The organism is Streptomyces decoyicus, from assembly GCF_019880305.1.
In the GTDB taxonomy this organism is placed as follows: domain Bacteria; phylum Actinomycetota; class Actinomycetes; order Streptomycetales; family Streptomycetaceae; genus Streptomyces; species Streptomyces decoyicus.
This window is the reverse complement of the sequence record NZ_CP082301.1, coordinates 5,393,567-5,406,266: the sequence shown is the minus strand read 5'-3', so window position 1 is coordinate 5,406,266 and position 12,700 is coordinate 5,393,567. Positions and strand designations below refer to the sequence as shown.

Sequence of the window (12,700 nt, the reverse complement as noted above, 5' to 3'; positions counted from 1 at the left end):
CCCCGTCTGAGACCGGACGGGGTCCAATATTTACCGACGTGCCGTCGGGGTAGTTGACTGCTTGGGTGGACGCAAGGGACTTACCGCCCCAATTCGGGACTGACCGACCCCTGCTCCCAGTCGTCGAAACAGGAGGCATTCCTCCATGACCAGCACCGCGCACAACGTCCCGCGTACGACGAACAACGCCGGCAATCCGGTGGAGAGCGACGAGCACTCACTCACTGTGAGTCCGGACGGCCCCATCCTGCTCCAGGACCACTACCTCATCGAGAAGATGGCCCAGTTCAACCGCGAACGGGTCCCCGAGCGCGTGGTGCACGCCAAGGGCGCCGGCGCCTACGGCTTCTTCCAAGTCACCAATGATGTCAGCCAGTTCACCAAGGCGGATCTCTTCCAGCCGGGCAAGACCACCGACATGCTGGCCCGCTTCTCGACCGTCGCGGGTGAGCAGGGCTCCCCCGACACGTGGCGCGACCCCCGTGGCTTCGCCCTGAAGTTCTACACCCAGGACGGCAACTACGACCTGGTGGGGAACAACACCCCGGTCTTCTTCGTCCGTGACACGATCAAGTTCCAGGACTTCATCCGCTCGCAGAAGCGCCGCCCGGACAACGGGATGCGCGACAACGACATGCAGTGGGACTTCTGGACGCTGTCGCCGGAGTCCGCCCACCAGGTCACGTGGCTGATGGGCGACCGCGGCATTCCCAAGACCTACCGCCACATGAACGGCTACGGCTCGCACACCTATATGTGGGTCAATGCCGGCGGCGAGAAGTTCTGGATCAAGTACCACTTCAAGACCGACCAGGGCATCGACTTCCTCACCCAGGAGGACGCGGACCGGATCGCCGGCGAGGACGGCGACTACCACCGCCGCGATCTCTTCGAGGCCATCGACGGTGGCAATGCCCCGTCGTGGACGCTGTACGTGCAGGTCATGCCGTTCGAGGACGCCGCGGACTACCGGTTCAACCCGTTCGATCTGACCAAGGTGTGGCCGCACGGCGACTACCCGTTGATCGAGGTCGGGCGGATGACGCTCGACAAGAACCCGGAGGACTACTTCGTCCACATCGAGCAGGCGGCGTTCGAACCGTCCAACATGGTGCCGGGCGTCGGCCCGTCGCCGGACAAGATGCTGCTGGGCCGGCTGTTCTCCTACGCGGACACCCACCGCTACCGCATCGGCCCGAACTACGCCCAGCTGCCGCCCAACCGGCCGCACGTACCCGTCCACTCGTACGCGAAGGACGGCCCGATGCGGTTCGAGCCGTCCCGCGCGGCCCGGCCCTACGCCCCGAACAGCTACGGCGGCCCGGCGGCGGACACCCTGCGCTACGGGGAGCCCGCGGGCTGGGAGACCGGCGGCGCGATGGTCCGCGAGGCGTACACGCTGCGCCGCGACGACGACGACTTCGGCCAGCCGGGCACGATGGTCCGCCAGGTCCTCGACGACGCGGCCCGCGACCGGCTCGTGGGCAACGTGTCCGGCCATCTGCTGAACGGCGTCAGCCGTCCGGTGCTCGACCGCGCGCTCCAGTACTGGCGCAACATCGACAAGAACGTGGGCGACCGGATCGCCCACAAGGTGAACGGCGGCTGAGGCGCCACCGCTCCCTCACAGCAGCGCGGCCCCCGCCGGGGAGGCGGGGGCCGCGCTGCGCTGCGCTCGGACCGGGGTCAGTTGAAGCCGGTCAGGCTGTCGGCTTCGTCTCCGCCGGGGCCGTTCCCGTTGCCGCCGGTCGGGCCGCCGTCCCCGCCGGCGCCGCCACCGCCGTCCACCCCGCCGTTCGGCGAGCCGGAGTCGGACGGGACGGGCGGGCTCGGGCGTCCGCTGTCGGACGGCGAGGCAGGCCCGCTCGGCTTCGACGGAGTCGGCGAGGGCGAATCGCTCGGCGACTTGGACGGGCTCGGGCTGGACGACGGCGTGTGGCTCGGCGTCGGGGTGGGGGTCGGGGGGACCCCGGCGCCCAGGCTGGCGTCCAGCTCGAATTCCGCGCCGGTGTTGCCGCCCAGCGCCGCCTCGGTGTAGTCCGCCCACACCCGGGCCGGGTAGCCACCGCCGTTGACCCGGCCGTCGCCGCCGGTGCCCTTGAGCGTGACCTGCCGGCCGCCCTGGGGGGACTCGCCGAACATGCCGACGGCGGTGACCAGCTTGGGCGTGTAGCCCACGAACCACGCCGACTTGTCGTCGTCGGAGGTTCCGGTCTTGCCGGCCGCGTCGTAGGCGGTGTTCTTCACGGCCTCCGAGGCGGTGCCGTCGTTGACCACGCCCGTCAGTACGGAGGTGATGGTGTCGGCGGTCTTGCGGCTGAGCACCTGGTCGCCGATCGGGTCCTTCAGCGGGACCTTGGTCTCGACTCCGTTGACGCTGTGCGAGGCCTTGGTGACGATCGTCGGGGTGACCTTCTTGCCGTGGTTGTCGAGGGTGGCGTAGGCGCCGGCCATCTGGAGCGGGCTGGCGCCCATGGTGCCCAGGGTCATGGCGGGCTTGACGTCCATCTTGTCGTCCATGCCCAGGCTGACCGCGGTCTCCTTGATCTTGTCCAGGCCCGCGTCCGCGCCCATCTGCGCGAAGACCGCGTTGACGGAGTTGTTGGTCGCCGTCTGGACGCTGATCTTCCCGTACTCGCGCTCGTCCTCGTTGGGCGGCGCGAAGGCGATGTTGCCGCCGACGACCGGACGGCGGTTACGGCCGTCGTAGATCGTGTTCGGGGTGATCGGGACGCCGTCCCGGGTGACCGCGTTGTTCTCCATCGCGGAGGCCAGGATCAGCGGCTTGAAGGTGGAGGCGGCCTGGTAATCGGTGCGGGTGGCGTTGTTCCGGTAGTGCTTCGGCGGGCCCTCGCCGCCGTACATCGCCACGATGTGACCGGTCTTGGGGTCCACCGAGGTGGCGCCGAGCTGGGCGTCCCCGTCGACCTTGCGCTTCTTGGGGTCGAGGTCGTCGAGGAGCTTGCGCTTGACCGACTTCTCCAGCGCCTGCTGCTTGTTCTTGTCGATGCCGAGGGTGACCGTCCAGCCGCCGGCCGCGAACTGCTTCTCGTCGACGCCCTGGTCGAAGAGCTCCTGCTTGGCCTGCTCGATGAGGTAGCTGTTCTGGCCGCTCACACCGGGCGGGGGCTTGGGGTCGTTCGGCTTCTTGAAGGTCTGCTTGCGGCGCTCCTCCGCGGAGAGCCACTTCATCTCGACCATGTTGTCGAGGGTGTAGGCCCAGCGCTCCTGGACCCGCTTCCGGCCGGACGGGGTCGCGCTGGTCCAGTCGTACTGGCTCGGCGCCTGGAGCAGCGAGGCCAGGTAGGCGCCCTGCGAGACGGTGAGCTTCTCGACGTCCACGCCGTAGTAGGCCTGCGCGGCGGCCTGGATGCCGTAAGCGCCACGGCCGTAGTAGCTGGTGTTGATGTAGCCGGCGAGGATGTCGTCCTTGCCGAACTTGTTGTCCACCTTGAGCGAGATGACGATCTCCTGGAGCTTGCGGGAAACCGTCTGCTCCTGGCTCAGGTAGTAGTTCTTGACGTACTGCTGGGTGATCGTCGAACCACCCTGCTTGCCGCGGCCCATCACCGTGTTGAGGATGCCGCGCGCGGTACCCATCAGGTCGACGCCGGAGTCGTGGTAGAAGTTCTTGTTCTCGGCGGCGACGAAGGTGCGCTGGACGTCCTTGGGTATGCGGCTGAGCGGGACGTTCTCGCGGTTGCGCAGACCGGTACGCGCCATGACCTTGCCATTGGCGTACTTGTAGACGTTGCTCTGGAGCTTGGCTTCGTTGTTCCCCTTGGGGATGTCCACGTACAGATACAGGCCGATGAAACCGAGGATGCCCAGCAGGCACACCCCGAGGAAGGCTCCGAGGAGCTTCTTCCAGGTGAAGAAGCGGCGTATGCCGGACTTCTTGTCCTTCGGTTTGGCCCGGCGGGCGCTCCCCTGTCGCGCCCGTCTCGCGTCCGCTCGGCCCATCGCTTCAGCAACTCCAGTCGTTCCGCCCCCAGCTAATTCAGCTGTTGAAGCTAACACCGCATCTGTCAACAAATACTCATCGATCAAGGCTTTTCCCAACGTGACAAACAGCACCCGCCTGGACGGAACCATGGGGTGGGTTTTGCGCGTCGCTGCCGCCTCACCTGGGATCTTGTCGCCCAAGACCCCCTGTACGAGCACTGGACACCCCGCCGAAGCGCGCTTAAAGTGATAGCACTTTGCTAGACCAGTGACATCACCCATTGCGGCCGACATCACGTGCCGTACAGGGAGAAACGGGGACCCCATGTCCGATCAGACACCGGCCGACCGCAGCACCGACCCCGACCCGGACCTCGCCGTGGACGCTCCCGAGATGCCCCGCCCGCAGGTCCGCGAGGTCCCGGCGCACAGCATTGCGGGCGGCCTCGCCCTGCTGCTGACCGTGCTCGGGGTGGCACTGGGCATCGCCGTGATCATCATCGGCGGCGTACTCGGCGACGGCGGCGACAAGGCTGCCGGAGTGCCGATGATCATCGTCGGCGTCCTGCTGCTGCTCAGCTCCTTCTTCTGCATGACCGGCGTGAAGATGGTCGCGCCCGGCGAGGCCCGGGTCATCCAGCTCTTCGGGCGGTACGTCGGCACCATCCGCACCGACGGCCTGCGCTGGGTCAACCCGCTCACCAGCGCCCGGAAGATCTCCACCCGGGTGCGCAACCACGAGACCGCGGTCCTCAAGGTCAACGACGCCTACGGCAACCCGATCGAGCTGGCCTCGATCGTGGTCTGGAAGGTCGAGGACACCGCCCAGGCGCTCTTCGAGGTCGACGACTTCCTGGAGTTCGTCGCCACCCAGACCGAGGCGGCCGTGCGGCACATCGCGATCGAGTACCCCTATGACGCCCACGACGAGAACGCCCTCTCGCTGCGCGGCAACGCCGAGGAGATCACCGAGAAGCTCGCCCTCGAACTGACCGCACGGGTCCAGGCCGCCGGCGTACGGATCATCGAGTCCCGCTTCAGCCACCTCGCCTACGCCCCCGAGATCGCCTCGGCGATGCTTCAGCGGCAGCAGGCCGGCGCGGTGGTCGCGGCCCGCCAGCAGATCGTCGAGGGCGCGGTCGGCATGGTCGAGCAGGCGCTGGACCGGATCAGCCAGCAGGGCATCGTCGAGCTGGACGAGGAGCGGAAGGCGGCCATGGTCAGCAATCTGATGGTGGTGCTGTGCGGCGACCGGGCCGCCCAGCCGGTGCTGAACACGGGCTCCCTCTACCAGTGAGCACCGAACCCGAGGGGCCCGGCGCCGAGCGCGAGCGGGCCCCCGCGCGACGGCCGCAGCAGCGCAAGCAGGTGCTGCTGCGGCTGGACCCGTTGATCCATGACGCGCTGGCACGGTGGGCCGACGACGAGCTGCGCAGTGCCAACGCGCAGATCGAGTTCCTGCTCCGCAAGGCGCTGTCCGAGGCGGGCCGGCTGCCCCGGGGAGCGGGGGCGATTCCGCGGCGGGGGCGGCCGCCGAAGGATCAGCAGGGCGACTAGACGCTCCCTCCATGCACAGTGCGAACAGATCTCCTGCAGAGCTCGGTGTCACCGTCCTCGTGGCCTGTGTGGTGCCGCCGAGGCCGGCGGTCGCGCCCTGGTCGCCGCCCTGCTGAGCCTGCCGCCGCCGTGGCGGCCGATGCGCCCGGACGGGTGCGTACGGAGTGCGCCCGGGGATGCCCCGTTGCCCGCGCCCCGAGCCCCGGCCGGGGGCCCGGCTCACCCGCGCAGCCGCTATACAGCACGCGTATACACCGGCAATACACCCACGAGTAAGGTGGTCCGCATGTCAATCGGTCATACGCTGCTGGGCCTCCTGGAGTCCGGCCCCCGCCATGGCTACGACCTCAAGCGGGCCTTCGACGAACACTTCGGCCACGACCGCCCGTTGCACTACGGGCAGGTCTACTCCACGATGTCCCGGCTGCTGAAGAACGGCCTGGTCGAGGTGGACGCCGTGGAGGCCGGCGCCGGTCCGGAGCGCAAGCGGTACGCGATCACGGACGCCGGGATCACGGACGTCGCCCAGTGGCTGGCCCGCCCGGAGAAGCCCGAGCCGTACCTCCAGTCGACGCTCTACACCAAGATCGTCCTGGCCCTGATGACCGACCGCAACGCCGCCGAACTGCTGGATTCCCAGCGCGCCGAACATCTGCGGCTGATGCGCGGGCTGACCGAGCGCAAGCGCACCGGCGACCTCGCCGACCAGCTGATCTGCGACCACGCCCTCTTCCACCTCGAGGCCGATCTGCGCTGGCTGGAGCTGACCGCCGCCCGGCTCGACAAGCTGGCGGAGGCGGTCCGCGTATGACGCCGGAGGGATCCCTGCTCGCGGCGGAGGGGCTGCACAAGACCTACGGGGCGACACCGGCACTGGACGGCGCGGAGTTCTCGATCCACCCGGGCGAGGTCGTCGCCGTCATGGGCCCCTCCGGCTCCGGCAAATCGACCCTGCTGCACTGCCTCGCCGGGATCATCAGCCCGGACTCCGGCACCGTCCGCTACGGCCCGCACACGCTCACCGCCCTGAGCGACGCCCAGCGCAGCGCCCTGCGCCGTACGGACTTCGGCTTCGTCTTCCAATTCGGCCAGCTGGTGCCGGAGTTGACGGCCCTGGAGAATGTCGCCCTGCCGCTGCGGCTGAACGGCACCAAGCGCAAGGAGGCCGAGCGCCAGGCCCGCGAGTGGCTGGAGCGGCTGGAGGTCGAGAAAGCGCACGGCCAACGGCCCGGCGAGATATCCGGCGGCCAGGGCCAGCGGATCGCGGTCGCCCGCGCCCTCGCCACCCGGCCACGGGTCATCTTCGCGGACGAGCCCACCGGCGCCCTGGACTCGCTCAACGGCGAACGCGTCCTGACCCTGCTGACCAACGCCGCCCGCGACACCCACGCCGCGGTCGTCCTGGTCACCCACGAGGCCCGGGTCGCCGCCTACTCCGACCGGGAGATCGTCGTCCGCGACGGCAAAGTGAAGGACATGCTGGCGGGCTTGATATGAGCCTGCTGCGCTCGCACACCGGCCGCGGCCGTGACGGCGGGGGCACACCGGCCGCTCCCGCGCCCCGGGACCCGCTCGCCGCCACGCGCACCGGCCCCGTGACCTGGGCCCGTGACCTCGCGATGGGGATGCGGTTCGCGGCGGGCGGCGGCCGCGAGGGCTGGATCCGTACGGCACTGACCGCCGCCGGCGTGGCCCTGGGTGTGGCCGTGCTGCTGCTCTGCTCGTCGGTACCGCCCCTGCTGGACTCCTGGCACGGCCGGGGGAAGGCCCGCGAGAACCTGGGCCAGGCCCACGCTCCCCCGCCCTCCGACCGCACCGTGCTCTACACCTCGGCCGACACCACCTTCCGCGGTGCGCCGATCCGCGGCCGCCTGGTCCGCCCCGACGGCGCGCATCCGCCCGTACCCCCCGGCATCGGCCATCTCCCCGGCCCCGGACGGATGCTGGTCTCCCCGGCCCTCAAAAAGCTGCTGGCCTCCCCCGACGGTGCGCTGCTGCGCGGCCGGCTGGACTACCAGGTGGCCGGCGTGATCGGCGACGACGGTCTGAGCGGCCCGCAGGAGCTCACCTACCTCGCGCAGGGCGCCACGCTCAAGGCGCCCGACGCCTATCGCATCGACCATTTCGGCAAGAACTGGCAACCGCCGCCGATGCGGGCCCCCGTCGTACTCCTCGTGATCATGACGTGTGTGGCGCTGATGACGCCCATGATGGTCTTCATCGGCACCTCCGTACGGTTCGGCAACGAGCGCCGGGAACGCCGGCTGGCCGCGCTCCGGCTGGTCGGCGCCGATGTCCGGACGACCCGCCGGATCGCCTCCGGTGAGGCGCTGTTCGGTTCGCTGCTGGGGCTGATGGCCGGCGGGGCGCTGTTCCTGGGTGCCCGGCGGTTCGCTTCGGTGGTCACCCTGTGGGGCGTCAACGTCTTCCCCTCGGACGTGGCCCCCGCCCCGCTCGCCGCGGCGCTGGTCGCCGTACTCGTGCCGACGGCGGCGGTCGTGGTGACGCTGTTCGCGCAGCGCGGCGTCACCGTCGAGCCGCTGGGCATCGTCCGCAACCGGCCCACGGTCCGCCGCCGGCTGTGGTGGCGGCTGGCGCTGCCCGCCGTGGGCGCTCTGCTGCTGGTGCCGCTGGCCCGGACGCAGCCGTGGCGCGACACCCCGCTCAACACCTTCCGGCTCGCGACCGGCTCGATGCTGCTGCTGTTCGGCGTCACCGTCCTGCTTCCCTGGCTGGTGGACGCGGTGGTGGCCAGGCTGCGCGGCGGCCCGGTCCCCTGGCAACTCGCCGTCCGACGCCTCCAGTTGAGCAGCGGCTCGGCCACCCGCGCGGTCAGCGGCATCACCGTCGCGGTGGCCGGCGCGATCGCCATCCATATGCTGATGACCGGTATGCAGGCCGGCTACGCCCAGGCGTACGCGGAGTCCGGCAAGCTCCCGCGGATCGGCCTGTGGGGCAACGCCGAGGGCTGGCCGCAGACCCAGCGGGCGCTCACCGCGCTGCGCGCCACCCCGGGGGTGACGGCGGTCCGCGGCACGATCGACGCGAACGTCGGCCGGCTGCCGTCCGCCGGGCCCGCCCCGGCCGACGCACCGAACTCGACGATCGCCGTGGCCGACTGCGCCGAGCTGCGCAAACTGGCCCGTCTGGACTCCTGCCGGGACGGCGAGGTGTTCGTCACCGATGCCCCGCGCCGGGACCCCGCGCTCGTGCCCGGGGCGCGGATCAGCCTCAACCCCCCGTACGCCACCGAAGATCCGCAGACACCGCGCCCCTGGACGATCCCCGGGTCGGCCCGCGGTGTCCGGCTGCTCGACCGCGGACGCAGCCCCGACCGCGTCCCGTACGACCTGCTGGCCACGCCGTCCGCGGTCGACACGGGCCGGTTCAACCACCCCACCACGGAGATCAAGATCGATTTCGATCGCGGCACCCGGGACGCCGTGGAGCACATCCGCAACACCGTGGCCCATATCGACCCGACGATGAACGAGTCCTCCGCCCTCGACAATCCGCATGACGAGCAGTACTCCAGCGTCCGCGACGGCCTGTTCGCCGGCGCCGTCCTCACGCTGCTGCTGATCGGCTCGGGCCTGATCATCTCCACCGTCGAGCAGCTCCACGAGCGCCGCCGGCTGCTGTCCGCCCTCGACGCGTACGGCACCCGCCGCGCCACCCTGGGCTGGTCGGTGCTGTGGCAGACCGCCCTCCCGGTCGCGCTCGGCCTGGGCCTGGCGCTGGGCTGCGGACTGACGCTGGGGGCGCTGCTGCTGACGATGATCGACAGCGTGGTGACGGTCGACTGGCCGGTGGTGGCGGGGATCACCGGCATCGGCGGCGGAATGATCCTCTTCGTGACGCTGCTGAGCCTGCCGCCGCTGTGGCGGATGATGCGGCCCGACGGGCTGCGGACGGAGTGAGCGCGCCGATGCCCGGTACTTCCCGTCCGGCCCGGGACGCGACCGTCCGCCGCTGGGGCGCCGACCTCGCCATGGGCGCCCGGTTCGCCGTCACCGGCGGCCGCGAGGGCTGGATCCGTACGGCGCTGACCGCGCTCGGCGTCGGGCTGGGCGTCGCCGTGCTGCTGCTGGCGACGGCCGTCCCGAACATATGGAACGCCGCCATGGACCGGCAGCGGGCCCGCACCGTCGTACCCGCCGTGGAGGGGACCGGCCCCTCGGACCGGACCCTGCTCACCGCCCCGTCCGGCAGTACCTACCGCGATCGGCCGGTGTACGGCCGGATCCTGGCGGCCGAGGGGCCCCGCGCGCCCGTACCGCCGGGCCTGTCCCGGCTGCCGGGGCCCGGCGACATGGCCGTCTCCCCCGCCCTGTCGGATCTGCTGTCCGCACCCGAGGGCGCACTGCTCAAGAAGCGCTTCCCACATCTGCGGATCACCGCCACGATCGGCGACCCGGGGCTCACGTACCCCGGTGAACTCCTCTTCTACCAAGGCAGCGACGACCTGCGGCGGCCCGGCGACGGCGTCGAGCGGATCACCGCCTTCGGTGACCGCGGGGCCCCGTTCCGGGCAAGTCCCCTGGTGGTGCTGGTCATCATCGTGAGCTGTGTCGCGCTGCTGGCTCCCGTCGCCGTCTTCGTCGCGACCGCGGTGCGCTTCGGCGGGGAGCGCCGCGACCGGCGGCTCGCCGCGCTGCGGCTGGTCGGCGCGGACCGGGCCGCCACCCGGCGGATCGCCGCCGGCGAGGCGCTGGCCGGTGCGCTGTTCGGGCTGCTCACCGGCGCCGCGATCTTCCTGGCCGGCCGGGTCCCGCTCGCCGGCATCTCCCTTCTCGGGATCGGCGTGTTCCCTTCCGATGTGGCGCCGGATGCCGTGCTCGCCGGATGCGTCGCGCTGGCCGTCCCGCTCTGTTCGGTCGGCGTCACGCTGGTCACCATGCGGCGGGTCACCGTCGAGCCGCTGGGCGTCACCCGCACGGCTCCGCCGTCGCGCCGCCGGCTGTGGTGGCGGCTGCTGCTGCCGGTCGCCGGAGTGGTGCTGCTGCTGCCGCAGGCGCTCTTCGGGCTGGGCGGCGGCGACGCCGCCAACGCCCAGGTGATCCTCGGTGTCGCGCTGCTTCTGCTGGGCGTGGCGGCGCTGCTGCCGTGGCTGGTGGACGCCGTGGTGGGCCGCCTGACCGGCGCGGGTCCAGGCGGCCCGTCCTGGCACCTTGCGGTGCGGCGCCTCCAGTTGAGCAGCACCGCGGCCGGCCGTTCGGTCAGCGGGATCACCGTCGCGGTGGCCGGTGCCCTCGCCGTACAGCTGCTGCTGACCGGCGCCCAGAGCCCCGACGAGCAGCCGCGCGGCCCCGCATGGACCGTCGTCGACGCGCGCGACGACACGGTTCCCGCCGCCCGTGCCCCGGAAATGTACGCCCGGCTGCGCGCGGCCGTGGGTGTCCGCACGGCGCACACCGTGGTCTCCGGCTACGCGGACTCCGCCCGCCACCACCTGGCCCAGGCGCATACCGCGCCCGGCGAGGGCGACGACCCCGAGCCGTATCCGGTGGCCGTCGCCGACTGCGCCACCCTGCGCCAACTCGCCGATATCGGCGCCTGTTCCCAGGGCAGTGTCTTCCTCGTCAAGGACCCCGAGGGCCCTTCCCACCCGCGCCCGGGGGAACGGCTGGCCCTCGACCCGGTCGGCAGCCGCAGCGACCACCGGGCCCCCGCCCTCTGGTCCGTCCCGCGCACCGCCCGCCCCGCCACCCCCAAGCCCTCCGGCCTCAGGCCCGCCTTCCTCACCCCCGGCCTGCTCGCCACCCCGGAGGCCCTGCCCCCCACGCTGCTGCGCCACCCCCACGTCGCCGTCCTGCTACGGCTCGACCCGCACACCCCGGACGCGATCGAATACGTCCGCAACACGGCCGCCGCGATCTCCCCGCAGATCTACTTCACCACCTTCGGCTTCGGCAGCATCACCGACATCGACACCCTCGACGCCGCCCGCCACGGCCTGACCGCCTGCGCCGCCGCCGTGCTGCTGCTGATCGGCTGCGGTCTGCTGATCACCGCCCTGGAACAACTCCGCGACCGCGCACGGGTGTTGTCCGCCCTGGACGCCCTCGGCACCCCGCGCGCCGTGCTGGGCCGCTCGGTCCTGTGGCAGACGGCCGTCCCGGTGGCCCTCGGCCTGGCGCTGGCGCTCGGCTGCGGACTGGCCCTCGGCTCGCTGCTCCTCCACCTGGCCAACCGCCCCTTGCAGGCCGACTGGTGGGACATCCTCGTCCTCACCGGCACCGCGGCGGCCGTCGTCCTCGGCGTCACCGTGCTCTCCCTGCCGCTGCTGTGGCGCCTGATGCGTCCGGATGGGCTGCGTGCGGAATGAATCTGCGAGATCATTTCGCCACAGCAGTGCCCGCCAACTGCCCAAGGGGGACCCTTCATGCGCCGGCTCGTCTACTGCATCGCTTCCACCCTCGACGGCTTCCTCGCCGGCCCTGACGGCACGGACCCCACCGGCCCGGACGGCTTCTGGCCGATCGCCGACGACTACCTCAAGCATCTGGCCGCCGAACTCCCGGAGATCCTCCCCGTCCACGCCCGGTCGGCACTGGGCATCACGGACGAGGGCACCCGCTTCGACACCGTCCTGGAAGGCCGCCGCACCTACGAGATCGGCCTCCGGGCCGGCCTCACCGACGCCTACCCCCACCTGCGGCACCTCGTCTTCTCCCGGACCATGGAGCAGAGCCCGGACCCGGCGGTGGAGCTGGTGGCCACCGACCCGGTGGCGAAGGTACGCGAGCTGAAGCGCACGGACGGCAAGGACCTCTGGCTGCTGGGCGGCAGCGCACTCGCCGGCGCGCTCTACCCGGAGATCGACCAGCTGCTCCTCAAGCTCAGCCCGCTCACCCTCGGCACCGGCATCCCGCTCTTCTCCCGGGACACCGCCTTCGACCCCCGCACCTGGGAACTCACCGAGCACACGGTCCTCCAGAGCGGCGCGGCCTTCCTGACGTACGACCGGGGCGGCGCGGTCTGAGACAGCCGCGCATCCCCGCCCCGGCGAGCGAATCACTCCCGTGGCCCCGCGGCGCACAGGCCGGACGGGAGGTCGCAGCAGCCTTCGAAGCGGCCCCGGCCCTGATGCGCCCGAGGGCCCCGTATCCGAGCGATCCACAACGGATGAACGTGGTCATACGAGACGCGTGCCGGTGCCCCTGCCTACGATGATGGCCTCGATACCAGCCATCAG

At 71.2% G+C, this 12,700-nt stretch carries 9 protein-coding genes; 8 read left to right on the top strand and 1 reads right to left on the bottom strand.

Annotation, left to right across the window (positions count from 1 at the left end):
* The first annotated feature begins 145 nt into the window (after positions 1–145).
* Positions 146–1,609: a catalase gene (locus K7C20_RS23920; RefSeq protein ID WP_030082377.1), complete on the top strand. Its 1,464-nt coding sequence runs from the start codon at positions 146–148 to the stop codon at positions 1,607–1,609.
* Positions 1,610–1,686: 77 nt separating this feature from the next.
* On the opposite strand, the gene K7C20_RS23915 is transcribed toward K7C20_RS23920, so the two are convergent.
* Complete coding sequence (locus tag K7C20_RS23915) at positions 1,687–3,963, bottom strand: transglycosylase domain-containing protein (RefSeq protein WP_030082375.1); 2,277 nt, start codon at positions 3,961–3,963, stop codon at positions 1,687–1,689.
* A 307-nt stretch (positions 3,964–4,270) separates the two neighbouring features.
* Here K7C20_RS23915 and K7C20_RS23910 point away from each other — a divergent pair, with 307 nt between their 5' ends.
* From K7C20_RS23910 to K7C20_RS23880, 7 genes are all read left to right on the top strand, one after another.
* Positions 4,271–5,242, top strand: a complete 972-nt coding sequence (locus K7C20_RS23910; protein WP_053210016.1) for an SPFH domain-containing protein — start codon at positions 4,271–4,273, stop codon at positions 5,240–5,242.
* The gene (locus K7C20_RS23905; protein ID WP_053210017.1) at positions 5,239–5,502 is read left to right on the top strand and encodes a type II toxin-antitoxin system antitoxin; all 264 of its coding nucleotides are present in this window, start codon (positions 5,239–5,241) and stop codon (positions 5,500–5,502) included. The genes K7C20_RS23910 and K7C20_RS23905 overlap by 4 nt, the downstream gene beginning before the upstream one ends.
* 286 nt (positions 5,503–5,788) lie before the next feature.
* Positions 5,789–6,313, top strand: a complete 525-nt coding sequence (locus K7C20_RS23900; RefSeq protein ID WP_030082367.1) for a PadR family transcriptional regulator — start codon at positions 5,789–5,791, stop codon at positions 6,311–6,313.
* Complete coding sequence (locus tag K7C20_RS23895; RefSeq protein ID WP_030082365.1) at positions 6,310–6,999, top strand: ABC transporter ATP-binding protein; 690 nt, start codon at positions 6,310–6,312, stop codon at positions 6,997–6,999. The genes K7C20_RS23900 and K7C20_RS23895 overlap by 4 nt, the downstream gene beginning before the upstream one ends.
* A complete protein-coding gene (locus K7C20_RS23890) occupies positions 6,996–9,422 on the top strand; it encodes an FtsX-like permease family protein (RefSeq protein WP_053210018.1) in 2,427 nt (808 codons plus the stop codon). The genes K7C20_RS23895 and K7C20_RS23890 overlap by 4 nt, the downstream gene beginning before the upstream one ends.
* A gap of 8 nt (positions 9,423–9,430) precedes the next feature.
* The gene (locus K7C20_RS23885; RefSeq protein WP_053210019.1) at positions 9,431–11,830 is read left to right on the top strand and encodes an FtsX-like permease family protein; all 2,400 of its coding nucleotides are present in this window, start codon (positions 9,431–9,433) and stop codon (positions 11,828–11,830) included.
* Positions 11,831–11,887: 57 nt separating this feature from the next.
* Complete coding sequence (locus K7C20_RS23880; RefSeq protein WP_030084281.1) at positions 11,888–12,487, top strand: dihydrofolate reductase family protein; 600 nt, start codon at positions 11,888–11,890, stop codon at positions 12,485–12,487.
* The last annotated feature ends 213 nt before the right edge of the window (positions 12,488–12,700 follow it).